A 24,379-nucleotide genomic window follows, 5' to 3' on the forward strand; every position below is an offset into this window, starting at 1 on the left:
GACCCCGCCGCCCCGACCACCCCCCTCCGCATCGGCAACGCCTCCGGCTTCTACGGCGACCGCTTCACCGCCGTCCGCGAAATGCTCGAAGGCGGCGCCCTCGACGTCCTCACCGGCGACTACCTCGCCGAGCTCACCATGCTCATCCTCGGCCGCGACCGGATGAAGAACCCCGACCTCGGCTACGCCAAGACCTTCCTCCGCCAGCTGGAGGACAGCCTCGGCCCGGCGCTCGACCGCGGCGTCAAGATCGTCGCCAACGCCGGCGGCCTGAACCCGGCCGGCCTGGCCGCCAGGCTCCGCGCACTGGCCGCGACCCTCGGTCTGGACGCCGCGATCGCCCACGTCGAGGGCGACGACCTCCTCCCGCGCGCCGCCGACCTCGGCTATACCGACGCGCTGACCGCCAACGCCTACCTCGGCGGCTTTGGCATCGCCGCCTGCCTGCGCGCCGGCGCCGACGTCGTCGTCACCGGCCGCGTCACCGACGCCTCGCTGGTCGTCGGCCCCGCCGTCGCGCACTTCGGCTGGCAGCCCGGCGACCACGACCGCCTGGCCGGCGCCGTCGTTGCCGGCCACGTCATCGAATGCGGCGCCCAGGCCACCGGCGGCAACTACGCCTTCTTCACCGAGATCGCCGACCTGCGCCGCCCCGGCTTCCCCATCGCCGAGCTGCACGCCGACGGCTCCAGTGTCATCACCAAGCACCCCGGCACCGGCGGCGCGGTGAGCGTGGGCACCGTCACCGCCCAACTGCTCTACGAGATCGGCGGCCACCGCTATGCGAACCCTGACGCCACCGCGCGCCTGGACTCGGTCACCCTGGCCCAGGACGGCCCGGACCGCGTCCGGATCAGCGGGGTACGCGGCGAAGCCCCGCCGCCCACGCTGAAGGTCTGCCTGAACCGCCTCGGCGGCTTCCGCAACGAGGTCGAGTTCGTCCTCACCGGCCTGTCCATCGAGGCCAAGGCCGACCTGGTCCGGGCCCAGCTCGCCGACGGCCTGGCCACCACCCCGGCGTCCGTCGACTGGACCCTGGTCCGCACCGACCGCCCCGACGCCGACACCGAGGAGACCGCCAGCGCGCTGCTGCGCTGCGTCGTCCGCGACCAGAACCCCGACACCATCGGACGCGCCTTCAGCGGCGCCGCCGTCGAGCTCGCGCTGTCCGGTTACCCCGGCTTCACCATGACCGCTCCGCCCGGAGCCGCCGCGCCCTACGGCGTCTACACCGCCGCCTACATCGACGCCGCGGAGGTCGCACACACCGCCGTCCTGCCCGACGGCACCCGCGTCGCGATCCCGCCCCCCGAGCGGACGCAGACCCGCGTCCTGGAGCCGGCCCCCGACGCCGGCCTCCCCGAACCGCTTCCCGCGCCGCTCCCGGACGCCGAACCCGCCCGCACCGCCCCGCTGGGCCTCGTCTACGGCGCCCGCAGCGGCGACAAAGGCGGCGACGCCAACCTCGGCGTCTGGGCCCGGCCCTCGGCCGACGACGCCGCCTGGCGCTGGCTCGCCCACGAGCTCACCGTCGAGCGCCTCAAAACCCTGCTTCCCGAGACCGCCGGACTCGCCGTCACCCGCCACGTCTTCCCGAACCTGCGCGCCGTCAACTTCCTCATCGAGGGCCTGCTCGGCGCTGGCGTCTCCGAGCAGGCCCGCTTCGACCCGCAGGCCAAGGGCCTCGGCGAATGGCTGCGGGCCCGCCATGCCGCCCTCCCCGCCTGCCTGCTGAAAGGAAGCGAGCAGTGAACCGCCTGTCCGGCCCGGCCTGGTCGACCGAGGAACGCAGGGCCCTGCGCCACACCGTCCGCAGGTTCACCGAGCAGGAGGTGCTGCCGAACCTCGACGCCTGGGAGCGCTCCGGCGAACTCCCGCGCGAGCTGTCCAAGAAGGCCGGATCCCTCGGCCTCCTGGGCGTCGCCCACCCGATCGCCGCGGGCGGCGGAGGCGGCGACCTGATCGACGCCATCACGGTCAACGAGGAGATGCACTACGCCGGCGGCTCCGGCGGCTTGTTCGCATCCTTGTTCACCTGCGGCATAGCGACCCCGCACCTGGTCGCGGCCGGCGACCCGGCGCAGATCGCCCGCTGGGTCCGGCCGACGCTGGCCGGGGAGCTGATCGGGGCGCTCGCCGTCACCGAACCGGGCGGCGGCAGCGACGTCGCCCGGATCACGACCACCGCGCGCCGTGACGGCGACCACTACGTCGTGAACGGCGCCAAGACCTTCATCACCTCCGGTGTGCGCGCCGACTATGTCGTGACCGCGGTCCGCACCGGCGGCCCCGGCGCCGCGGGCATCTCGCTGCTGGTCGTGGAGAAGGGCACGCCGGGCTTCACGGTCAGCCGCCGCCTGGAGAAGCTGGGATGGCTGTGCTCCGACACCGCCGAACTGGCGTTCCAGGACGCGCGCGTACCGGTGGAGAACCTGGTCGGCGCGCCGGACTCAGGGTTCTTCCAACTGGCCGAGCACTTCCTGTCCGAGCGCGTCGCCCTGGCCGCGCAGGCCTACTCCCACGCGCAGCGCTGCCTGGACCTGGCCGTGGAGTGGACCCGCAACCGCGAGACCTTCGGCAAGCCGCTGATCGGCCGCCAGCTGGTGCAGAACACCCTCACCGAGATGGCCCGCAAGATCGACGTGGCCCGCACCTACACCCACGCGCTCGTCGACCGCTCCGTGGCCCAGGACCGGCCGGACGCCTCGGACCCTTCGGATGGCTCAGGCGTCCCGGGCGCCTCGGGCGCCGACCTCATCGCGGAAGTCTGCTTCGCCAAGAACACCGCGGTCGAGACCGCCGAATGGGTCGCCACCCAAGCCCTGCAACTGTTCGGAGGCCTCGGCTACATGCGCGAATCAGAAGTCGAACGCCACTACCGCGACGTGCGGATCCTGGGGATCGGTGGCGGCGCCACCGAGGTCATGACCGGTCTGGCCGCCCGCGTGCTGGGCTTCCGCTCGTGACCGCGCTGCGCACGGCGCTGGACGCCGCCTCGCCCGAGCACGTCGCCAACGCCGAGGCGATGCGCGCCAAGCTGGCCCAGATCCAGGACGAGCACGCCAAGGCGCTGGCCGGCGGCGGCGCGAAGTACACCGCGCGCCACCACGACCGCGGCAAGCTGCCGGCCCGCGAACGCATCGAGCTGCTGCTCGACCCGGACTCGCCGTTCCTGGAGCTCTCGCCCCTGGCCGGCTGGGGCAGCGAGTTCACCGTCGGCGCCGCGCTGGTCACCGGCATCGGCGTGGTGTCCGGCGTGGAGTGCCTGATCGTCGCCAACGACCCCACCGTGCGCGGCGGCGCCACGAACCCGTGGACCCTGCGCAAGTCCTTCCGGGCCCACGAGATCGCCGAACAGAACCGGCTGCCGGTGATCGCGCTCGTCGAGTCCGGCGGCGCCGACCTGCCGACGCAGAAGGAGGTGTTCATCCCCGGCGGACGCACCTTCCGCGACCTCACCCGCGCCTCGGCGGCCGGGATCCCGACCATCGCCATCGTGTTCGGCAACTCCACCGCCGGCGGCGCCTACATCCCGGGCATGTCCGACCACGTAGTGATGATCAAGGAGCGGTCCAAGGTCTTCCTCGGCGGCCCGCCGCTGGTGAGGATGGCCACCGGCGAGGAGAGCGACGACGAGTCGCTCGGCGGCGCCGAGATGCACGCCCGCACCTCCGGCCTGGCCGACTACCTGGCCGCCGACGAGCAGGACGCGATCCGGATCGGACGGCGCATCGTCAGCAGGCTGAATTGGCGCAAGCAGGGCCCTGAGCCCCGCGCCGCGGTGCCGCCGCCGCTGTATCCCGAGGACGACCTGCTCGGGATCGTGCCGCCGGACCTGAAGACGCCGTTCGACCCGCGCGAGGTCGTCGCCCGCGTTACCGACGGCTCGGACTTCGACGAGTTCAAACCGCTGTACGGGTCCTCGCTGGCCACCGGCTGGGCCGAGATCCACGGCTACCCGGTCGGGATCCTGGCCAACACCCGCGGCGTGCTGTTCAGCGAGGAGGCGCAGAAGGCCGCGCAGTTCATCCAGCTCGCCAACCGCTACGACACACCGCTGCTGTTCCTGCACAACACCACCGGCTACATGGTCGGCAAGGAGTACGAGCAGAAGGGCATCATCAAGCACGGCGCCCAGATGATCAACGCCGTGTCGAACTCGACCGTCCCGCACATCTCGATTCTGATGGGCGCCTCCTACGGCGCCGGGCACTACGGCATGTGCGGCCGCGCCTACGACCCCCGGTTCCTGTTCGCCTGGCCCAGCGCCAAGTCCGCGGTGATGGGCCCGGCCCAGCTGGCCGGCGTCATCTCGCTGGTCATGCGCGGCTCGGCGGAGGCCAAGGGCCAGCCCTTCGACGAGGCCGCCGACGCCCAGATGCGCGGACTCGTCGAGGCCCAGATCGAGGCCGAGTCCCTGCCGCTGTTCCTGTCCGGCCGCGTCTACGACGACGGCGTCATCGACCCGCGCGACACCCGGACCATCGTCGGGTTCTGTCTGTCCGTGATCGCGACGGCGCCGGTGCGCGGCGCCGAGCGATATGGCGTGTTCCGTCTCTAGAAGGACTTCCATGATTGAGTTCGCTATCGGCTCGGTGTTCGCCACCGGTCCCGTGCGATCGGTGCTCGTCGCGAACCGCGGCGAGATCGCCCGCCGCGTCTTCGCGACCTGCCGCCGCCTCGGCTACGGCACCGTCGCCGTGTTCTCCGACGCCGACGCCGCCGCTCCGCACGTCCGCGAAGCCGACGTCGCCGTACGGCTGCCCGGCGAGAGCTCCGCGCAGACCTATCTGCGTACTGATCTGCTGATCGGCGCGGCGCTCGCGGCCGGAGCCGACGCCATCCACCCCGGCTACGGATTCCTCTCCGAGAAGGCCGACTTCGCCCAAGCCGTCCTGGACGCCGGACTGCGCTGGATCGGCCCGCCCCCGCAAGCCATCGCCGCGATGGGATCGAAGGTCGCCGCCAAGAAGATGATGGCCGCCGCCGGCGTCCCCGTCCTCAGGGAACTGAGCCCCGACGACGTGGCCGAGGCCGACTTGCCCGTGCTGATCAAGGCCTCAGCCGGCGGCGGCGGACGCGGCATGCGCGTCGTCCGCGACCTCGCCGACCTGCCCGCCCAATGGCAGGCCGCACGCGCCGAGGCCGAATCAGCGTTCGGCGACGGCACCGTGTTCTGCGAGCAGTACATCGAGACCGGACGCCACATCGAGGTCCAGATCCTCGCCGACGCGCACGGCACCGTCTGGGCGGTCGGCGAACGCGAATGCTCGATCCAGCGCCGGCACCAGAAAGTGGTCGAGGAAGCGCCGTCGCCCTTCGTGCAGGCCATGCCCGGACTGCGCGAAAAACTGTTCACTGCGGCGCGCGACGCCGCCCGCACCATCGGCTACGTCGGCGCCGGAACGGTCGAGTTCCTCGTCGCCCCGGACGGCTCCTTCGCCTTCCTGGAGATGAACACCCGGCTCCAGGTCGAACACCCTGTCAGCGAACTGACGACCGGGCTCGACCTGGTCGCCTGGCAGCTCCGCGTCGCCTCCGGCGAACGGTTGCCCGCCGCGCAGGAACCCGCGACCCACGGCTCGGCCGTCGAAGTACGCCTGTATGCCGAGGACCCGGCGAAGGACTGGCAGCCGGCCTCCGGAACGCTGCACCGGTTCTCCGTCCCCGGAGTCGGATACGCGTTCGAGACCGCCGATCCGAGCAGCCGGTCCGAACCCTTGGTGCGCCTGGACTCCGGCGTTGAGTCCGGGTCGGTCGTCGGCGTCCACTACGACCCGATGCTGGCGAAGGTGATCGTCTGGGCCCCGCGCCGCGACGAGGCCGCGCGCCTGCTCGCCTCGACCCTGGCCGCGGCCGAGATCCACGGCCTGGTGACCAACCGCGACCTGCTGGTCAACGTCCTGCGACACCCCGCCTTCCTGGCCGGCGACACCGACACGGCCTTCTTCGCCACCCACGGTCTGGACACCCTGGCCGCACCGCTGGTGACCCCCGAGAACGAGCGGCTGTCAGCCCTGGCGGCGGCGCTCGCCGTCGCCGCCGCGAACCGGCGCGCGGCACCGGTGCTCGCCGGGCTGCCGAGCGGCTGGCGGAACCTGCCGTCGCAGTCGCAGCGCAGAGTCCTGATCGCCGGTTCGCCTGGCTCCGCCGGTTCGCTTGGTTCTCCTGGTTCTCCTGGTTCCTCAGGTTCCCTCGGCTCCGCGGGCTCGTCCGAGCACGAGATCCGTTACCGGCTCGGCCGCGACGGCCTGACCGCCGAGGGCTTCGACGCCGTCGCCCTGGTCTCGGCCGCCCCGGACGAGGTCGTGCTCGACATCAAGGGTCTGCGTCGGACCTTCCGGATCGGCCGCTACGGCGACGCGGTCGTGGTGGACTCCGCGTCCGGTTCGGTGTCGTTCACGCTGGCTCCCGACTTCGTGGATCCCGCCGACGCCGTCGCCGCCGGATCGTTGCTGGCCCCGATGCCGGGCACGGTGGTACGGCTCGGCGCGGCCGTCGGCGACGTCGTGGCGGCCGGCCAGCCGATCTTGTGGCTGGAGGCCATGAAGATGGAGCATCAGGTGTCCGCCCCGGTGGCCGGAGTGGTGACCGCGCTGCCGGTCGCGGCCGGGAGCCAGGTGGACGTGGGTGCCGTGCTGGCAGTCGTTGAGGAGGAGACGGAATGAGCGGGTCGCCGAACGAGTCCGGGGAAGCGGTGCCGGGGGAAGCGGTGCTGGTCCGGTACGAAGTGGCGGACGGCGTCGCCCGCGTGACGCTCGACTCCCCGCACAACCGCAACGCCTTGTCCTCGCGCCTCGTGGCCCAGCTGCACGCCGCGCTCCGGACCGCCGCCGCCGACCCGGGCGTCCGCGTGGTCGTGCTCGGGCACACCGGCACCACCTTCTGCGCCGGTGCCGACCTGGCGGAGGCCACCGGCGAGCCGGTGGACCCCGAAGGCCCGGCGGCCGGGCGGGCCCGGGCGCTGGCCGGGCTGCTGCGGGCGCTGGTCGAGCTGCCGAAGCCGGTGATCGCGGCGGTGGACGGCCACGTGCGGGCCGGGGGCATGGGCCTGATGACGGCGTGCGACTTCGCGATCGCCGGGCCGGCCTCGACGTTCGCGCTCACCGAGGTGCGGCTGGGAGTGGCGCCGTCGATCATCTCGCTGACGGTGCTGCCCCGGTTGGATCCCCAGTTCGCCGCCTACCTGTTCCTCACCGGGGAGACCGTCGACGCGGACGTCGCCTTCGACGGCGGGCTGGTGACCTCCAGCCCCGAGGAGTTGCAGGACGGCGTGAACCAGCTGCTCGACGTGCTGCGGAAGTGCTCGCCCCAGGGACTCGCCGAGTCCAAGAAGCTGCTGACCGCCCCGATTTTGGCCGCCTTCGACGAGCGCGCCGACACGCTCGCCTCCACCTCGGCGCGCCTGTTCGCCTCGGAGGAGGCCGTCGAGGGGATGACGGCCTTCTTGCAGCGCCGGCCCCCGCGATGGGCACAATAGCGCCAGCCGACAACGAGCTGACAGTGGCCCGCCTGACAGTGAAGCGACTGCCAGTGGGCCGACTGTCGGCGAGCCGACTGCCGGCCGTCCGACCACGCAGCGAGCCGACCAGACAGGTAGCACCGCCGATGCGCGAGCCTCAGCAGGACCGAAGCCGAGCCACCCGCCGCCGGCTGTTGGAGGCGTGCGTGGAATGCCTCGCCGAAGTGGGCTGGAGCGCCACCACCGTCGCGGTGGTCGCCGAGCGCGCCGGGGTGTCCCGGGGAGCGGCTCAGCACCACTTCCCGACCCGCGAGGAGCTGATCACCGCCGCGCTGGAGCACATGTTCGACGAACGCATCGAGCTGACCCGCGCCGAGCTGACCACGCTGCGCGGCGCCACCCCGACCGAGACCGTGGTGGCGCGGCTGGTGGAGCACTTCACCGGCACCCTGTTCAAGGCCGCGCTGCAAGTCTGGACGGCCGCGGCCGCCGACGAGTCGCTCCGCCTCCGGGTGGTCCCGCTGGAGCAGAAGTTCGGCCGTGTCGCCTACCGGATGGCGATCGAGGCGCTCGGGGTGCAGGACGACGACGAGGTCGGCCACCGGCTGGTCCAGGCCACGCTGGACCTGGCCCGCGGCCTCGGCCTCGCCGACGTGCTCACGGACGACTCGGTCCGGCGGGCGGAGGTCGTGCGGGCGTGGGCGGGGCATTTGGACGTGGTGCTGGGGGCGGGGTCGGGGGCGGCGGCCGGGACGCGGGGCGACAAGGCAAACGCCAAGGCCAAAGCTCCGGTGAAGACGTAGGTTCCGCCCGCAACGCTCCAGGCCATCCCCGTCGCTTCAGCCTCCGGTCGGCGTGCCTCCGCACGATCCCCGGACCACCAGCCGCGTCGCGACCTGCAACGGTGCCTGCACCGCGCCGTCGTCGTCCAGCGCGCTGAGCAGCGCCTGCACGGCGCCCGCGCCGAGGCCCACGCGGTCCTGCGCGACGGTGGTCAGCGTGGGACGGACCAGCGAGGCGGCCTCGATGTCGTCGAAGCCGACGACCGCGACGTCGTCCGGGGCCCGTAGGCCGGCGTCGGCCAGCGCGTGCAGCGCTCCGATGGCCATCTCGTCGCCGGCGGCGAAGATCGCGGTCGGCGGTTCCGGCAGCGCCAGCAGCTGCGCGGCGCAGTCGTAGCCGCTGGAGAGGAAGAAGTCGCCGGTGACCACATGGTCGGGGTGCGGCGACAGGCCCAGCCGCGCCATCTCGTGCTCGTAACCGGCCAGGCGCTCGGCGGCGGGCATCAGGCTCAGCGGGCCGGTGATCGTGGCGATCGCGCGGTGGCCGAGGTCGAACAGGTGCCGGACCGCGGCCGCGGCGCCGGTGCGGTTGTCCGAGGTGACGTAGGTCGTGCGGTTGCGTTGCAGCGACAGGTCTATGCCGACGCCGGGTATGCCGGTGTCGACCAGGGCGGTCAGCGCCGGATGCGCCTCGTCCACGCCCATCATGATCACTCCGGCCAGGCTGTGCTGCCGCGCCGCGCGCACGTAGACGTCCACCCCCGCGCCGAAGTCGGCCGTGGACAGCAGCATCAGATGGTGGCCGCTCTCGGCCAGCGTCTGCTTGATGCCCACGAACAGGTCCTGCAGGAAGGGGTGCCGCCGGTTCTGGGTGGCGTAGCCGGTGTCCCAGATCAGCCCCACCATGTCCGAGCGCCTGCGCACCAGGGTGCGGGCCGGCTGGTTGGGGGAGTACCCCAGCTCCTCGGCCAGTTCCAGCACGCGGCGCCGGGTCTCCGGGCTCACCTCGGCACGGTCGTTCAGGGCCCGCGACACCGTGGCCGGCGAGACCCCGCTGCGCCGCGCCAACTCGCGGATGTCCACCATGCACAGACCATAGCCGATCACAGCTCACTGTGAAAGATCACCCCCGACGGGGCGGAAACGTATCCGGCCAGAACACAGAGCATTGACAGGGGTCGGGCGTGAATGCCTTTTCCCAGCAAACCCGGGCCTGTCATTGCTCACTATTCCAAATGCTCCGAAAAAGCGCATTAACCAGTGGGCGGCTGATCGGCTATGTTAACGTCCACTGGTTCTACTTCGGGCGCAGATGCATATAGGGGCGGGACGTGGCGCGTTCGGTGCGTGGGGCGACGGTGGCGGTTGTCGGCGCCATGGCGATGGCTGTGACGGTGGCGGGATGCAGCGACTCGGGGTCGGTGAAAGCCACGCCGACCGCGCAGAGTTCGCCATCGGGCTCGGCGCATTCTTCGGGCGGTCCGAGCAGTCCGAGTTCGCCTGGTTCGCCCAGTTCTCCTGACACCCCGGATTCGGCGAGTTCGCCGTCCTCGTCGAGCACGTCGCGCGGCTCCGGGTCGATCACGTTTCGCCCTGTGATCTGGGTGGGCGGCCAGGGCGCGATGCCGACGGCGGCCAACGACTCCGAGACCCGTGCCGAGACCGCCCTGGGCGCCCTGGACTGCGCGCATCCCGAGCAGCTGCCGTCCACCGCGGACGGCGACTACCTCGCCGCATGCTCGGTCGACGGCCTGGCGGACAAGTATCTCCTCGGTCCCTCAGCGCTGTCCGGGGCTCATATCAGCAGTGCGAAGTCCACCGCGGTCGACGGCAGGTGGCAGGTCGACGTGACCTTCGACGCCATCGGGGCCAAGGACTTCGCCGCGCTGACCGCATCCATGGCCGCCAACAGCGGCCAGCTCGCGATCACCGTTGGCGCGACCGTTGAGTCGGCGCCCCTGGTGCAGTCACCGATCACCGACGGCCGCATTCAGATCAGCGGCCAGTTCGACCAGGGCGAGGCTGCCGCGCTGGCCGCCGCCTTCACGGCCGGCGCCCAGCACTGACGCAGACGCCGACGCAGGCACCAACGCAGACGCAGACGCAGGCACAGACACCGACACCAACACCAACACCGACGCAGACGCTGACGCGGGCGCAGATGCAGGCGCTGACTCTGGCCGGAGCTCAGCTCTTACTCTCCGCTCCTACTCTCCGACCAGCGTCCCGGCGTGCACCCCTTGCTGCGTACCGGGTGCCGGGCCGGCCCGCACATGCCCGGCCCGGCCCGGCGTCGCTATGGAGCCGTCCGCTCAGCCAAGCTGCGTCAGCAGCGCCGCGTTGTCCTGCTCAAGCTTGCGGACCGGACCGCCGTTCCAAGCCTCGGCCAGCGTCGCCGACCACGGGTCGGGGAAGATGTCCTCGGTGCCCTCCGCCACCGCGTCCAGCACGGCGCGCGCCACCGCCTCCGGCGGCGTCTTCTGGATCGGCAGGTCGCGCGACATGTCGGTGTCGATCGGTCCGGCCAGCACCGCGTGCACCCGCACGCCGTCGGCGGCCAGCAGGGCCCGGGTCGCCTGGGTCAGCGACAGCGCCGCCGCCTTCGACATCGAGTACGCGGGCATTATCGGCAGCGAGGCCACGGCGGCCAGTGACAGGACATTGACGACGGTGCCGTGGGCGGCGGTGATGTGCGGCCGGAAGGCCTGGGTCAGCGACCAGGGCCCGTAGAGGTTGACGGCCAGGTGCCGGTCCAGCGACTCGCGGTCGTCGAGCGCCTCCGGCGTCGACACCCCGGCGTTGTTGATCAGCAGGTCGAGTTCGTCGACGGCCTTGACGGCGGCCTCGATGTGCGCGGTGTCCGTGACGTCCAGCAGCAGCGGTGTGACCCGGGCGTCGGGGTGCGTCAGCGGCTGCCGCGACCCGGCGTAGACCCGCCGCGCGCCGCGCCGCAACGCCTCCTCGACCAGGGCCTGGCCCAGGCCGCGGTTGGCGCCGGTGATCAGGACCGCCCGGCCGGATACCGGGTCGCGGGTCGGCTCGGTGTTCATCATGGTGTCGTGCTCCGATCGGATTCGGGAAAGGGCTTACACCAGTGACAGACATCCCGCGCGGCGGAAACTGGGTGCCGCTGGACCGAACACTTCCCGCCCGGAGCGGTGTCAGTAGCAATGAGGGAGGCCGTCCACCTCCGCCGTCCCCGTCGCGAGAGAGGTCATCCATGTCCGCGGAACTGCTGAACCGGGCCCGCTCCGGCGACCGCGACGCCTTCGCCGAGCTGGTCCAGCCCTATCGGACCGAGCTGCACCTGCTGTGCTACCGCATGCTCGGCTCGTTCCAGGACGCCGAGGACACGCTTCAGGAGACGCTGCTCTCGGCCTGGATGGGACTGGAGGGCTTCGAGGGCCGGTCCTCGGTGCGGACCTGGCTGCACCGCATCGCGACCAACCGCTGTCTCAATGCCCTGCGCTCCACCTCCCGCCGGCCGGTCACGACGGGGCCCGAAGCCACGTCGGTCGCCGGCTGGGTGCCCGAGACCTCGCTGCACGGCGAGGTGCCATGGCTCCAGCCCTTCCCCGACCTGCTGCTCGACGGCCTGCCGGACACCGAGCCCGGCCCCGAGGCCCGCTACGAAGCCCGCGAGGCGGTGTCGCTGGCGTTCCTGACCGCGCTGCAACTCCTCCCGCCGAACCAGCGCGCGGTCCTGCTCCTGCGCGACGTGCTCGGCTACCGCGCCGCCGAGACCGCCGACCTGCTCGGACTGACCGAGAGCGCCGTCACCAGCGCGCTCAAACGAGCCCGCACCACGCTCGACGCCGCGCGCACCCCGGGCCCGCCCGCCCCGGCCCCGGGCAGCACCCAGGAGCAGGAACTGGCCGACCGCTTCGTCGCGGCGTTCCTGAGCCACGACGTCAACGCCCTGATCGCCCTGATGACGGACGACGTCTGGGTCCGCATGCCCCCACTGACCTTCGAATACCGCGGCCGCGACGACGCCCGCCGCTTCTTCAGCGCGGTCCACCCGCACCGCAGCCTGATCACCCGCCTACTGCCGACCCGCGCCAACAACCAGCCGGCCTGGGCCGAATACACCCGCGACCCGCTGACCGGCGTGTTCCACTGCGTCGGCCTCGTGGTCGTGGGCTACGCCGGCGACCGCATCAATGAACTGACACACTTCGAGATCGGGATCGCCACGCTGCTCGGCATGCCGCGCACGATGGTGGCATAGGGTCCGTTCATGACCGAGGAGGCCCCGCTTCACAACTGGATGATCGAAGAACGCGAATACCTCCGGCAGGAGTCACGGCGCGGCAAGCGCCACGCCTTCAACCATCTCGACCCGGCACGCACCGCCCTGGCCGTGATCGACATGGTGCCGTTCTTCGCAGATCTCGACTACGTCCGGGGCATCGTCCCGAACATCATGCGCATCGCGGATGCCCTGCGCGCCGCCGGCGGTACAGTCGCGTGGGTGCTCCCGGGCAAGGTCGGCGGCGGGCCTTCGGGCACCTTCGCCGAGTTCTACGGCCCGCGGACGGCCGAACTGTTCCGCTCCAGCGGCGGCACCGGTCCGCTGCGCGAACGCGTCATCCCCGAGCTCACTGTCCGGGACGAGGATCTGTTGGTCGAGAAAAGCACCGCCAGCGCGTTCTTCCCCGGCGGATGCCCGCTTGCCGAACAACTGCGCGAGCGGAACGTGGAAACCGTGTTGATCACCGGCACCGTCGCCAACGTCTGCTGTGAATCCTCGGCGCGCGACGCGTCGACCCGCGGGTTCCGCACCATCATGGTCGCCGACGGCAATGCCGCCGTCCGCGACCAGGACCTGAACGCGACGCTGCACACGATCTACCGCAGCTTCGGAGACGTGCGCCCGACCGCCGAAGTGCTCCAGCTGATCGCCGCCGAAGCCCGCTGAGCCGACCCTCATATCAGCCTTCGACCACCCTCGACGCCGCCCGGCCGCTCGATGACACTGAGCTGATGGGACGGTGGACACGCCTCTGGCGTCGGGTGACACGGCTGTTCGACGTCGACGCGGTGCCCGTGACGGTCGTCGACGACATGGCTCCCGATCCCGACGGGTGGAGTGCCGGATACGTCAGCACCGCCGGCACCGGCTATCGCACCGTGGCCAAGCGGCTGCCGATGTTGGTGGCCACCTCGATCCGGCTGGCGGCCGAGGCTTCGCGGGCGCGGACTGTCGCGCTGCTGCTGGTGCAGGCGGCGTCGTCGGTGGCCGGGGCGTTCGGGTTGTACGCCACCACCGATGTGCTCGCGCCGTTGTTCGGGGCCGGTGCGACGCCGGACCGGATCCGGGCCGCGGTGCCGTCGATGCTGGTGGTGCTGGTCCTGGCGGTGTCGCGTTCGCTCTGCGACTCGGTGGCGAAGGCGCTCGCGCAGCAGCTCGGGCCGATGATGGACGCCAGGGCGATGATCCGGCTCCAGGAGCTGTGTACGAAGGCTGAGCTGGTCGCGTTCGACAAGGCGGACTGGGTGGACGCCTCGCAGCGGGCCGAGCGCGGGTCGATCTCCGCCCGCTCGATGCTGATGAACACCCAGCTGGTGTTGCAGAGCCTTTCGACGCTCATCGGCGTGGCCGGCGTCCTGGCGGTGCTGCATCCGGTCCTGGTGCCGCTGCTTCTGCTGTCGGTGGTGCCGCGGTGGTGGGCCGCCGTGCGTGTGGCCCGGCTGGACTACAAGGTGTTCGTGCGCTGGGTGGAGGGACGGCGGCGGCAGAACCTGCTGACGTCCCTCGCGGTGACCACCGGTTCGGCCGCGGCGGTCCGGGCGTTGTCCCTGTCCGGCTACCTCGTGGAGCGCTATCGGCGGATCACCGACACCTACCTCGCCGAGCGCCTGCGGCTGGTGCGCGCCGAGACGATGTCGATGATCGCGGGCAACGCCGTCGCGGGGTTCTTCACCGGCGTCGTCTACGCCGTCCTCGCGCTGCTCCTGTGGCGCCAGGCGATCCCGCTGGCGGTCGGCGGGACGGCGTACCTGGCGGTAAGCCGCGTGCAGCAGGCGTTGCTGAGCCTGGCGATGGACATCAACGACCTCTACGCCGAGGGCCTCTACCTCGACGATTACCGTGCCTTCTGCGACGACGCGGCCGGGCACCTGCCCCCGGAGGGCACCGAGCCGATCCCCGAGGACTTCGCCGAGATTGTGGCCGAGGATGTCGTCTTCACCTATCAGGGAGCGACGACGCCCGCCGTCGCCGGGGTCTCGCTGCGCGTGCGCCGCGGCCAGGTCGTCGCGTTCGTGGGGGAGAACGGCGCGGCGAAGACGACCATGGCCAAGCTGCTCGCGCGCCTCTACCTGCCGGAGACCGGCCGGATCCTGTGGGACGGCCACGACAGCGCCGCGATGGACGTCGAGACGCTGCGCTCCCGGATCGCGTTCATCGACCAGGACCACACCCGCTTCCCCTTCACCGCCGGGGAGAACATCCGCATCGGCGACTGGACCGCGCTGGCGGTCTCCTCGCGCGTGGAGCAGGCCGCCCGCCACGCCGACGCCCACGACTTCATCACGGCCCTGCCTCGCGGCTACGACACTTTGCTGGAGCGCAGCCTCAGCGGCGGCCTGTCCGTCTCCGGCGGCCAGTGGCAGCGCCTGGCCCTGGCCCGCGGCTTCTTCCGCCGCGCCGGGCTGGTGATCGCCGACGAACCGACCTCCAGCCTCGACGCCGCGGCCGAAGCAGCCTTCTACCATCGCCTGCGTGAATACGGCGGCACCGTGGTGATGATCACCCACCGGCTGGGCAACGTCGCCGAATGCGCCGACTACATATACGTCTTCGCCGAGGGCCGCATCTCCGAGCAGGGCACACACGCCGAGCTCATGGCCGCCGACGGCTGGTACGCCAAGGGCTACCGGCTTCAGCGGCAGAGCTTTGAGAAGGGCGACCGGCTAGTTCACCAGCCGTAGTCCGGGGTGGTAGCAGTCCTCGTCGTCCATCGGCGCGAGCATGGCGAACAGCCGGCCCACCGACGCGACGTCCCGGACCCGGGGCCAGTCGGCGCCCATCAGGGCCAGACTCGCCTCTTCGTGCACTTCGCCGTCGAGCCGCACCTCCGAGGTGACGGTACCCTTGCCGACCGCGAGGAACACCTTGACCGCGTGCGGACGGGACCGGTCCAGTTCCTCGCCGAGCGCCGGGACGAGCAGGCGCCACGGCGGGTTGTCGAACAGCCAGTCCTTCACCGCGGAGTGCTCGGGGCCGGCTCCGTAGCCGCCGACGCCACCGGCCACGATGTGCCAGCCCGGCACGCCGTTCGGATCGTCGCCGCCGAAATGCCCGGCGACCGGCGACGGCAGGCCCAGCGCGGCGAGCAGCGCGGCCCCCGTGGTGTCCGCCCAGGTCTCCGCCGCCCGCTGGAGGCTGGTCTCCAGGTCCGGACCGGGGACGCTGACGCAGTCGATGAGCCGCGTCGCCCCACCCGGCCGGCCGAGGCCGTAGAGAACCAGCAGGCTGAGATGTTCCGGGGAGGGATCGTCGTCGCCGCAGGCCCCCGGGTCGAAGATGACCGCGAGATCGTCCCTGGGGCCCATCAACAGCGGCCCCTTCGTCGCCTCGGTGATCTCCCAGCCGCCGCCCCGGGCGTTCAGCGACTCGGCCAGCAGCCCGAGGACGTGGCGCTCCGGCGATTCCTCGTAGGTCACGACCGGTGCCGGTTCCGGCGCCGCCGTCCGCCGCTTGATCCACCCCATGGCGGCGAACATTAGTGCATCGCGGCGGCCCCGGTCACCCTTGGTCGAAGCACAGACAGAAGGGGTGTCCGGCCGGGTCGAACAACACCCGGACGTTCTCCTGCGGCTGGACCTCCGCCACCGTGGCCCCCAGCGCGACCGCCTCGGCCACGGCCTCGTCGAGGTCGCCGACCTGGAAGTCGAAATGCAGCATCGGGCGCTGCGCGCCGTCGACCGGCGGCCAGACCGGGGCCTGGTAGCCCTCGGCCTGCTGGAAGACGAAGAACGGCCCCTGCGGCGAGGCGGCGACGACGGCCGTGCCGGGCTCCTCGTGGCCCAGGTGCCAGCCGAGCAGCTCGACGTAGAACCTGGCCAGGGCCCCGGGATCCGGCGCCTCGACCGACGTGCCCCACCACATGTCGCCTGTGCGAGATTTCATGGCGCCAGCCTGCCCTACCGGTCCGACGGTTTCCGTGCGCGCCGATCGGGAGTTCAGACCGGGAGCTCAGAACGGGTCGCTCAGAGTGAGTACCGACGGCAGATCGCTGCGCTCGTCCATGCGCAGCAGTTGGTACGCGACACCTCCGAGCCCTGACATTATCGCCGGGGAGAACGCCTCACGAGCCATACCGCTGATCGCGCCGTTCTCCTCCAGACCGGCCACGATCCGCGCCTCGAACGACTCGCGCTCCACCCCTTCGGGCGCGCAGCCTGCCCGCAGCGCGGCGTCCATCAGCTCCCAGACCCCGAGTTCACCGTGGCACAGCGTGTGGTTCCAGCCCATGCCGTCCCTGAGCGCGGCGACGGCGGCGCGCGGCAGCACGTGGTCGGCGACGGCGAGGCCACGCCGGGTCAGATCCACGTTCGTCAAGGCGATCCCGACCGAGCCGTGGCACCAGGCGTTGGCGGTCAGACCCGGCTCGATCTCGCGCAGATCCAGCCAGCCGCCGACCGCGCGGTCGTAGCAGGACTCTTCGAAAGCAAACGCGGCCCCGGCGGTCGCCGCCGCGCGGTCGTCGCCGGTCGCCAGCGCCAGCCGCGCCAGGGCCCAGCCGATCCCGGACGCGCCGTGCGCGCAGCCGCCAAGGCCCGCCGGCCAGCGCACAGTCGGCCAGGTCACGCCGACCTCCCTGGGCAGCGCCGCGTCGCACAGCACCGAACCGATGTGCGAGGCGATGTCGGACCACCGCCGCTCGCCGGTGACGGCCGCCAGCTGGAGCAGCGGCACGACGGCCCCGGCCGGGCCCGAGACCAGCTCGTACTCCTCGGCGTCGCCGATCGCGTCCGGCACCAGCGCGGCGAGGGTCCGCGCGCGCTCGACGGCCTCGTCGCCGACCGCGCCGAGGTGGCGCAGCGTGAGCCAGGTCCACAGCTCCGAGCCGAGCCCGACCCAGCCGCCGGGCTCGCGGGGACGCAGGGCGACCCCGTCGGCCCGCAGCTTCGCCGCATGGTCCCCGGCCAGGCGCATCGTGCGCAGCGTGGCGTCGAGCAGGGCGGGGACGCCGTCCACCGGATCGGCCCGGCCGTGATCGGCTTCCCGCTGATACGCGGCCAGCACCAGCGCGACGCCCGGAAGCCCGCTGTACAGATCCGGGCTCAGCGGCTGGACCACCCAGCCGGTCAGGCTCAGCACCGGGGCGATCCACGTCGCGGTGCCGTCCGCACCCCAGGTCGCGCTGTCGCGGACCTGCCGGACCAGCTCGGCGGCCAGGGCCCGACGCCGCCGATCCAGATTCTCGGTGGCGACGGCGGTCGGCGGACGCAGACCGGCGCTCGGCGTCCAATCAGCGTTCAGATACGCACTGACCAGCGTCGCCCGGATGATCCGGCGATCGAACTCCAGATCCGCGCCCCGCCAGCGCGCCAGCGCGTCGGCGGCCAGGTCCTGCTCCGGCAGCCAGTGCGTCCCGTTCGGCCCGGTCAGCCGGCCGACGCGCGCAGTGGTGCCGAAGTAGGGGATGTCGCCTTCCAACAGATCCGTGATCTCCGCCGCGATCGCCTCCGGATCGCCGGGCGCCGCCGCGGACTGCTCGGCCATCTGCGCGAACAGCTCGGCCGCGCGTTCGACGGCGGCGGGCTCGTTGTGGAGCGAGACCGGATGCCAGAGCATGCGCGCGACTTCCTCGTAGACATCGGTCGCACGCAGCACCATCCGGATCCGACAATCGCCGAAGGCTGATATCGCCGGTTCCAGAAGGCCGTCGGCGTCGGCGCTCAGCAGCCAGTCGGTGGCCTCCGAGAAACCGGCCGCGACCCCCTCCCAATGGTCGGCCAGCACCGGCTTCGGATTCGGCAGGCTCGCGGCCGGCTCCGGAACGGCCGCGGCGAAACCCAGGCGCGCGCGGTCGCTGCCGGCGTCGACGATGACCGGGACCTGCCCGGCGGGCTGCTCGTCGGGCAGCGCTCCGACCGACGACGAGTCGACGCCGCGCCAGCCCAGGGCCGCGCCCCGGTTGGGGAGCATGCCGACGCGCAGCACGGTCTCGTCGACGAGTTTGGCGGCGGTGTCCACGGCGTCGCCCAGACCCGAGGGCGAACCCTCGGGGATGGTGCTGAACAGGGTTTCGCAGTCCACGACGATCGGCACGGGACCGTGCGCGATGACGTTCTCGGTGTGCAGGTCGCTGCCGCCGAGCAGCCGCATGACCGCGAGCCAGTGGCCGACGCCGCGATAGAAGGCGGCGAGTTCGGCGGCCGAGGCGCAGTAGACGTGGGCGATGTGCTCGCTCCAGCCGTAGTTGTCCCGGACCAGGACGTTCGGCACGCGGATGCGTTCGGCGGCGGGGACGGCCGTGAGCACGGTTCCGAGCAGGCGGTTCAGCGCGAGGTCGACGTCGACCGGTCGGGGCTTGTAGACGGCCTTGGCATGGGCGAACTCCAGGATCGCGACCGACTGGCCGCCCAGATGGCTGTCGCCCGCGCCGAACTCGACGCGGCGCAGTTCGCAGGGGCCGGAGTCGATGCTGACGCCGATCAGTTCCATCAGCGCGCTGCGATCCGCAGCGAATCGCCGCGCCATGGCCAGAGCGGCGTCGGCCCGCCGGCTCATCATCGTTTCCAGGCGGTGCCGCAACGTGGGATACCGGCCGTCAAGTGCCTGCCAGAACCCGGGCTCGTCAGCGATGGCGAGGAACTCGGTCCACCGTCCATGGGAGTCCTCGGCGGTGAGTCGGCCGGACAGGCGCGCGGCGTTCAGCTCCAACAGCAGGACCCGGCTGACCTTGCGGTGCACGGTCTCGACGACGGCGCGCTCAGCGGCGTCGACGACCGCGGCACGTTCGCGATCGGTCAGGCCCGCGACGGCGGCGAGCCGGGCCGCCAGGCCCGCGATGACCGGCGAGACCAGGCGGCCCAGCGCTCCGGCGAACTCACCGGAGAAACGGGAGGCCAACTGAGGTCAGCAGCACTGGCCGCCGCGCGAAGCGGTGCAGGAGCTGCATGTCCCGCGAGTCTCACGGATGACGGCGCCGACAATGTCGGCCTCCGCGTACTTACCGCCGGTGAACAGCGGGCCGGCCGGGCTGTCGGCGTCCGCCGAGCTCAGCCATTCGTAGACGATCTGGTCGGCGCGGTCGAGGACTTCGGGCTTGGGCATGCGAGACCTCCGGGTGGCGCGGGCGGATCGGATGGGGGTGAGTCCGAACCTTTTGGACACCTTGTGGTTCGGTACTCAATGTGTTCTGTATATATCTCACAGTGCAGGCTGACAAGGCGAAACATCCTGAAATTTCCACCTGGTGATGGTCTGACAGAGTTCTGACATGGGAAGTGGTGCACTGTGGCTGATACGACGGGCCGGGACCGCGACGCGGTGCGCGAGCTGGCGGCGAGCTTGGGCGACCGGGCGAACGCGCTGGCGGCTGAGGGGCGGGTCGGGGAGGTCGCCGGGGTGTGGGAGGAAGCGATCGCGGGGCTTGGGAGTGAGGGGGAGCGGGCGCTGATCGTTTTGGCGTACGGGTGGTATCAGGGGTTGCACGGGGAGGTCGAGCACGGAGTGCGGTTGGCGTTGGGGCTTCGGGACTGTGGTGTGGGGCCGGTGCGAGGCCAGGTCAGGGCTCTGGTGCGGAGTCGGTGGCGGGTAGAGCCGCTGACTGTCGAGCGGGTGTGGGGGGAGGTGGTCGGCGGGGAGCTGCCGGTGTGGGTGTTCGTGTCCGATGAGGATGTCGACGCGGTTGCGGAGTGGGTCTCGGCGGGCAGTTGGGAGGAGTCCAGGGCCCGGTACGCTGCCGTGGTCGCGGCGATGGCGGCGCCGGAGGTCGACGCGGTGTTGGAGGAACTCCGGCTGGGGAGCGACCGGTTGGCCGGGGTGGTCGCGGTGCATCGGGCGGTCTTGGCTTTAGGAGGCGACGTCGGCTACGCGTGTCTGCGGGGAGCGGACGAGGCGGCCCGGCAGTCGGCGACGGCCATCGCGGCGCGGGATTGGGGTGCGTTGCGGGCCTGCGGGGTGATCGAGGCTGCGCAAGGGCTGCCGTTGCTCGGCAGAGTGCACGAGGTGATGGCGGCGACGGCGAGATCGGAGCGAGTGCCGCCGTCGGTGTTGGAGAAGATCGGTGACTTGGTGGTGGGCGCGCAGGACTGGGAGCGCGAGCGCGCGATGGAGGACCTGGCGGCGCTCGGGGAGGGTGTGACGGGGGAGCTGCTGGCCGCGGTGGCGCCCTCCGGCACAACGTCGACTGGACCTTGGCCGGCCGCCGAGTGACGGTTCCCCACCTTCAGACCTCCGCGGCGTCCGCATCCCGATTCGCGCGATCGATCTCCGCCATATGCTCCTCGGCCCACTCCCGCAGCGCGGCCAACGGTTCGTCCAGCGACAAGCCGAGCGGAGTCAGGCTGTAGTGCACGCGCGGGGGAACCGTCGGCTCGACGCGCCGCTGCGCGAGCCCGTCCCGGACCAGGCCTCGCAACGTCGTCGCGAGCATCTTCTGCGACACGCCGGGCATCCTGCGCCGCAGCTCCGCGAACCGGATCTCCTGCGGCGCGGCCTCGGCGAGCAGCTTCACGGCCATCGACGTCCACTTCGAGCCGACCCGGTCCAGCAGCGCGCGGGTCGGGCACGCCGGATCGAACAGGTCGCCGCGTGCGTTGTCGGACAGGGCGGTCACTTCCACCTCACCACCTGACGGAGAAGTGCCGTCTTGGCCACTCCCCGGCGCTTTCCTAAGGTTACCAGGTATCCAATGGTAACCACCCCGGGAGAAACCATGCCCGCACCCGTCGATCTGCTGCGCGTCCCCGTCAACGGGATCGAGGTGAACGTCGCCGTCCGGGGCACAGGCCCAGAACTCTTGCTGCTGCACGGATTCCCGCACACCTGGCGGCTCTGGAGCGCGGTCATGGCACCGCTGTCCGACCACTACCGGGTCATCGCCCCAGACCTGCGCGGCCTCGGCGACACCACCCGCGCCGCCGACGGCTACGACGCCGAGAACCTCGCCACCGACGCCGAACACCTGCTGGCCGCCCTCGGCGTGGACTCCGCCGCGGTCGTCGCCATCGACGCCGGCATGCCACCGGCGTTCCTACTGGCGATGCGCCGACCCGACCTGGTCCGCCGCCTGGTCCTCATGGAGGCACTCCTGGGCCGCCTGCCCGGCGCGGAAGACTTCCTGGCCGCCGGGCCGCCGTGGTGGTTCGGCTTTCACGCCGTACCGGGACTGGCCGAACAGGTACTCGCCGGTCACGAGGCCGAATACGTGGACTGGTTCCTGGCGGCCGGGACCCAGGGGCGTGGCATCCCCGCCGAGATCCGCGACGCGTTCGCCGCCGCGTACTCCGGCACCGAGTCTCTGCGCTGCGCCTTCGAGCACTACCGCGCCATGCCCACCACCGCACGCCAGATCGAGGCCGCGACGCTCGGCAGCCGCCTGTCCGTCTCCACGCTCGCGATCGGCGCACACCCGGTAGGGCCGGCGCTGTACCACCAACTGCGGCCGGTGTCCGACGACGTCACCAGGCTCGACATCGCAGAGTGCGGACACATCATCCCGCTGGACCGCCCCGAAGCTCTGGTGGCGGCGTTGACCGGATTCCTGCGTTGACAGTGTCTCAGTAGTCTTCGACACTGCGGAATGTGAACGTTCCCTCGATCCGGGCCCGGAACAAGCAGGCCGTCGTCGTTCTGTCCGCGTTGTGCCTGAGCTTCTCAGGCCTCATGCACGGCACAGCGCGTGCCGCGACGCTGCCGTCCGGTCTCGCGGCGACGTTCGACAACATCGGGATCAGTGACGACTCCGCACCGGGCGCGGCGAACCTGGACGGCGGCGGCGCCAGCTTCTCGGCGCAGGCGCTCGCCGCCGACGGATGGGCGCCGGGCGCCGTCTACAGCTTGGCCGACGGCGCGACGGTCACCGTGCCGCAGGTGGCGCCGGGACAGCCGGACAACACGCTGGCCGCGGGGCAGACGTTCGCGCTCGCCGGCTCCGGCGGCGCGTTGGACGTCGTGGCGACCAGCAGCAACGGCACCACCGGCGGGACCGGGACAGTGACCTACTCCGACGGCACGACGCAGAGCTTCGCGTTGTCGGCGCCGGACTGGTGGGCCGGGACCGTCGGGATCGCGGCCGTGTCGCCGTACCGGAACTCGGGCGGCGGGCGGCAGGCGCATCAGGTGAGTCTGTATCTGACGTCGGTGCCGCTGGTCGCGAGCAAAGCTGTGGCCTCGGTGACGCTGCCGAACGTGAACGCGACCGACAACGGCCCGGCGCTCCATGTCTTCGCTGTGGCCTTCGCGCCGGTGGCCCCGGTGGCGGATTTGGCGGCGGCGTTCAACAACACCGGGATCAGCGACGACGGCAACGTCACAGGCGCGAACATCGACGGCTATGGGAACAGCTTCTCGCAGCAGGATCTGATCGCTGCCGGCTGGTCGCCGGGTGCGCGAGTCGTGGCCGGCGCGGCGGCGATCACGATGCCGCAGGTGGCGGCGGGAAAGCCGGACAACGTGGTGGCGAACGGGCAGCGGATCGGCTACTCGGCCGCTGGCAGTGCTCTGAGTTTTGTGGCGACGAGCGTGGACGGCGCCGCGTCGGGGCCGGGAACGCTGACGTATAGCGATGGCAGTACCCAGAGCTACACCATCGGGACACCGGACTGGATCACCGGTGCCACGGACACGATGGCGATCGCGCTGCCGCACTGGAATCGCGCCAGTGGGCAGGCGGCGACGTCGGCGAAGCTGTATGTGGAGTCGGTGCCGTTGGCCGCGGGGAAGACCCTGTCGGCTGTGACCCTTCCGGTGGTCGGCGGCGGTGCTCAACTTCATATCTTCGGGATCGGGACGCGGGCTTCGTCTTCAGCATGGAGTGGCAGTTGGGCCGCGGCGGCCGATGACGGTCTGGTGCCGGGGCCGTGGACCAATCGGACCCTGCGGATGGTGGAGCATTCGAGTGTCGGCGGTTCGCAGGTGCGAATCCGGTTGGACAATGCGTTTGTCGGGACGCCTGTGAACGTCGGGCACGTGACGATCGCGGTGCAGAGCAGCGCTTCGTCGGCCATTGCCTCGCCGGTGACGGTGACTTTTCACGGGAATCAGGCGGTGACGATTCCCGGGGGCGGGCAGGCGCTGAGCGACGCGGTGCCGTTCACCGTGCCGGCGGATGCGAACTTGCTGGTGAGCGTCTATTTCCCGGGCACTGTGCAACTGGAGTCGCTGCACAGCCTGGGCACCCAGGACATGTATTCGAGTGCTGATCAGGCGGGGGATCAGACCGGGGCGGTGGGCAACTTCCCGGTGAACAACCTGTTCGGGTTCTGGACGCTGTTGTCGGGGGTCGATGTGCAGACCGGCGGGACCGGGACTGGCACCGGAACCGTGATCACGCTGGGCGACTCGATCACTGACGGCGTCGGATCGACCTACAACGGCAACGACCGCTGGCCGAACGACCTGGCCCGGCGGCTGCTGGCCGGTTCGTATCCGCATCGCGGCGTGATCGACGAGGGCATCAGCGCGAACAAAGTGGTCACCGACGACTTCACGGGCGTGTCCGGGAGTGGCGGGGGCGGTATCAGTGCCGTGAGCCGGGTGGATCGCGACGTGCTGAGTCAGAGCGGCGCGCGGACCGTGATCATCCTGGAAGGAGTGAACGACATCAAGGCGGGAACGTCGGCTGATCAGGTTGTCGCGGGGCTGAAGCAGATCGCCGCCGCCGCGCATTCCTATGGGCTGACCGTGATTGGCGGGACGGTGACGCCGTTCCAGGGGTACGGCGCCTGGACGGCGGCGTACGAGGCGCAGCGGCAGGCGGTGAACAACTTCGTGCGGGGGAGTGGCGGAGTGTTCGACGCATATGTGGACTTCGACGCCGCGATTCGGGATCCGGCCAATCCGGCGGCGATGCTGGCAGCAGATGATTCCGGCGATCATCTGCACCCAAGCGCCAAAGGCTATGCGGCCATGGCGGCGGCGGTGGATCTGTCGCGGTTGTGAGCCGGACCC

General features: G+C 71.3%; 21 protein-coding genes. 13 read left to right on the forward strand and 8 right to left on the reverse strand.

What is annotated here, in order from left to right; translation table 11 throughout:
• The first annotated feature begins 30 nt into the window (after nucleotides 1-30).
• The 6 genes from ABD481_RS04470 (at nucleotide 31) to ABD481_RS04495 (ending at nucleotide 8,265) form a co-directional block, all read left to right on the forward strand.
• Nucleotides 31-1,752, forward strand: a complete 1,722-nt coding sequence (locus ABD481_RS04470) for an acyclic terpene utilization AtuA family protein (protein WP_344664386.1) — start codon at nucleotides 31-33, stop codon at nucleotides 1,750-1,752.
• Nucleotides 1,749-2,966, forward strand: a complete 1,218-nt coding sequence (locus tag ABD481_RS04475) for an acyl-CoA dehydrogenase family protein (protein WP_344664215.1) — start codon at nucleotides 1,749-1,751, stop codon at nucleotides 2,964-2,966. Before ABD481_RS04470 ends, ABD481_RS04475 begins: the two co-directional genes overlap by 4 nt.
• On the forward strand, nucleotides 2,963-4,561 hold the full coding sequence (locus tag ABD481_RS04480) for an acyl-CoA carboxylase subunit beta (protein WP_344664216.1): 1,599 nt from the start codon (nucleotides 2,963-2,965) through the stop codon (nucleotides 4,559-4,561). Before ABD481_RS04475 ends, ABD481_RS04480 begins: the two co-directional genes overlap by 4 nt.
• A gap of 10 nt (nucleotides 4,562-4,571) precedes the next feature.
• The gene (locus ABD481_RS04485) at nucleotides 4,572-6,668 is read left to right on the forward strand and encodes an acetyl/propionyl/methylcrotonyl-CoA carboxylase subunit alpha (RefSeq protein ID WP_344664217.1); all 2,097 of its coding nucleotides are present in this window, start codon (nucleotides 4,572-4,574) and stop codon (nucleotides 6,666-6,668) included.
• Nucleotides 6,665-7,480 (forward strand): enoyl-CoA hydratase family protein, encoded by an 816-nt coding sequence (locus ABD481_RS04490; RefSeq protein ID WP_344664218.1) that lies wholly within the window; start codon nucleotides 6,665-6,667, stop codon nucleotides 7,478-7,480. The genes ABD481_RS04485 and ABD481_RS04490 overlap by 4 nt, the downstream gene beginning before the upstream one ends.
• 128 nt (nucleotides 7,481-7,608) lie before the next feature.
• Nucleotides 7,609-8,265, forward strand: a complete 657-nt coding sequence (locus ABD481_RS04495; RefSeq protein WP_344664219.1) for a TetR/AcrR family transcriptional regulator — start codon at nucleotides 7,609-7,611, stop codon at nucleotides 8,263-8,265.
• 36 nt (nucleotides 8,266-8,301) lie between these two features.
• Here the strand turns inward: ABD481_RS04495 and ABD481_RS04500 are convergent, their stop codons facing one another.
• Both ABD481_RS04500 and ABD481_RS04505 read right to left on the reverse strand, forming a co-directional pair.
• Nucleotides 8,302-9,330 carry a LacI family DNA-binding transcriptional regulator gene (locus ABD481_RS04500; RefSeq protein ID WP_344664220.1) on the reverse strand — a complete coding sequence of 343 codons (1,029 nt, stop codon included), beginning with the start codon at nucleotides 9,328-9,330 and terminating at the stop codon, nucleotides 8,302-8,304.
• A 211-nt stretch (nucleotides 9,331-9,541) separates the two neighbouring features.
• On the reverse strand, nucleotides 9,542-9,829 hold the full coding sequence (locus tag ABD481_RS04505; protein ID WP_344664221.1) for a hypothetical protein: 288 nt from the start codon (nucleotides 9,827-9,829) through the stop codon (nucleotides 9,542-9,544).
• 10 nt (nucleotides 9,830-9,839) lie between these two features.
• Here ABD481_RS04505 and ABD481_RS04510 point away from each other — a divergent pair, with 10 nt between their 5' ends.
• Nucleotides 9,840-10,310 (forward strand): SecDF P1 head subdomain-containing protein, encoded by a 471-nt coding sequence (locus tag ABD481_RS04510; protein WP_344664222.1) that lies wholly within the window; start codon nucleotides 9,840-9,842, stop codon nucleotides 10,308-10,310.
• A gap of 246 nt (nucleotides 10,311-10,556) precedes the next feature.
• Here the strand turns inward: ABD481_RS04510 and ABD481_RS04515 are convergent, their stop codons facing one another.
• Nucleotides 10,557-11,294 (reverse strand): SDR family NAD(P)-dependent oxidoreductase, encoded by a 738-nt coding sequence (locus ABD481_RS04515; protein ID WP_344664387.1) that lies wholly within the window; start codon nucleotides 11,292-11,294, stop codon nucleotides 10,557-10,559.
• A 170-nt stretch (nucleotides 11,295-11,464) separates the two neighbouring features.
• Between ABD481_RS04515 and ABD481_RS04520 the strand changes: the two genes are divergently transcribed.
• The 3 genes from ABD481_RS04520 to ABD481_RS04530 all read left to right on the forward strand — a co-directional run bounded on the left by ABD481_RS04520 (nucleotide 11,465) and on the right by ABD481_RS04530 (nucleotide 15,180).
• Nucleotides 11,465-12,475 carry a sigma-70 family RNA polymerase sigma factor gene (locus tag ABD481_RS04520; protein ID WP_344664223.1) on the forward strand — a complete coding sequence of 337 codons (1,011 nt, stop codon included), beginning with the start codon at nucleotides 11,465-11,467 and terminating at the stop codon, nucleotides 12,473-12,475.
• Nucleotides 12,476-12,484: 9 nt separating this feature from the next.
• Nucleotides 12,485-13,165 (forward strand): isochorismatase family protein, encoded by a 681-nt coding sequence (locus ABD481_RS04525; protein ID WP_344664224.1) that lies wholly within the window; start codon nucleotides 12,485-12,487, stop codon nucleotides 13,163-13,165.
• Between the two features lie 65 nt (nucleotides 13,166-13,230).
• Complete coding sequence (locus ABD481_RS04530; RefSeq protein WP_344664225.1) at nucleotides 13,231-15,180, forward strand: ABC transporter ATP-binding protein; 1,950 nt, start codon at nucleotides 13,231-13,233, stop codon at nucleotides 15,178-15,180.
• On the opposite strand, the gene ABD481_RS04535 is transcribed toward ABD481_RS04530, so the two are convergent.
• The 4 genes from ABD481_RS04535 to ABD481_RS04550 form a co-directional block, all read right to left on the reverse strand.
• Nucleotides 15,163-15,963, reverse strand: a complete 801-nt coding sequence (locus tag ABD481_RS04535; protein ID WP_344664226.1) for a DUF6348 family protein — start codon at nucleotides 15,961-15,963, stop codon at nucleotides 15,163-15,165. The two genes, ABD481_RS04530 and ABD481_RS04535, sit on opposite strands and share 18 nt — an antisense overlap.
• 34 nt (nucleotides 15,964-15,997) lie before the next feature.
• Entirely contained in the window at nucleotides 15,998-16,381 is a 384-nt protein-coding gene (locus ABD481_RS04540; RefSeq protein ID WP_344664227.1) for a VOC family protein, read from the reverse strand.
• Nucleotides 16,382-16,447: 66 nt separating this feature from the next.
• Complete coding sequence (locus tag ABD481_RS04545) at nucleotides 16,448-19,333, reverse strand: type 2 lanthipeptide synthetase LanM family protein (RefSeq protein ID WP_344664228.1); 2,886 nt, start codon at nucleotides 19,331-19,333, stop codon at nucleotides 16,448-16,450.
• Between the two features lie 6 nt (nucleotides 19,334-19,339).
• A complete protein-coding gene (locus tag ABD481_RS04550) occupies nucleotides 19,340-19,537 on the reverse strand; it encodes a DUF6229 family protein (protein WP_344664229.1) in 198 nt (65 codons plus the stop codon).
• A gap of 183 nt (nucleotides 19,538-19,720) precedes the next feature.
• Between ABD481_RS04550 and ABD481_RS04555 the strand changes: the two genes are divergently transcribed.
• Complete coding sequence (locus ABD481_RS04555) at nucleotides 19,721-20,641, forward strand: hypothetical protein (RefSeq protein ID WP_344664230.1); 921 nt, start codon at nucleotides 19,721-19,723, stop codon at nucleotides 20,639-20,641.
• A gap of 13 nt (nucleotides 20,642-20,654) precedes the next feature.
• Here ABD481_RS04555 and ABD481_RS04560 read toward each other — a convergent pair whose 3' ends face one another.
• The gene (locus ABD481_RS04560) at nucleotides 20,655-21,050 is read right to left on the reverse strand and encodes a winged helix-turn-helix transcriptional regulator (RefSeq protein WP_344664231.1); all 396 of its coding nucleotides are present in this window, start codon (nucleotides 21,048-21,050) and stop codon (nucleotides 20,655-20,657) included.
• Between the two features lie 93 nt (nucleotides 21,051-21,143).
• On the opposite strand from ABD481_RS04560, the gene ABD481_RS04565 reads away from it, so the two are divergent.
• A complete protein-coding gene (locus tag ABD481_RS04565; RefSeq protein WP_344664232.1) occupies nucleotides 21,144-21,980 on the forward strand; it encodes an alpha/beta fold hydrolase in 837 nt (278 codons plus the stop codon).
• A gap of 32 nt (nucleotides 21,981-22,012) precedes the next feature.
• Nucleotides 22,013-24,370 carry a GDSL-type esterase/lipase family protein gene (locus tag ABD481_RS04570; RefSeq protein WP_344664233.1) on the forward strand — a complete coding sequence of 786 codons (2,358 nt, stop codon included), beginning with the start codon at nucleotides 22,013-22,015 and terminating at the stop codon, nucleotides 24,368-24,370.
• Nucleotides 24,371-24,379 lie beyond the last annotated feature (9 nt).

The organism is Catenulispora yoronensis (assembly GCF_039531695.1).
Taxonomy (GTDB): Bacteria; Actinomycetota; Actinomycetes; order Streptomycetales; family Catenulisporaceae; genus Catenulispora; species Catenulispora yoronensis.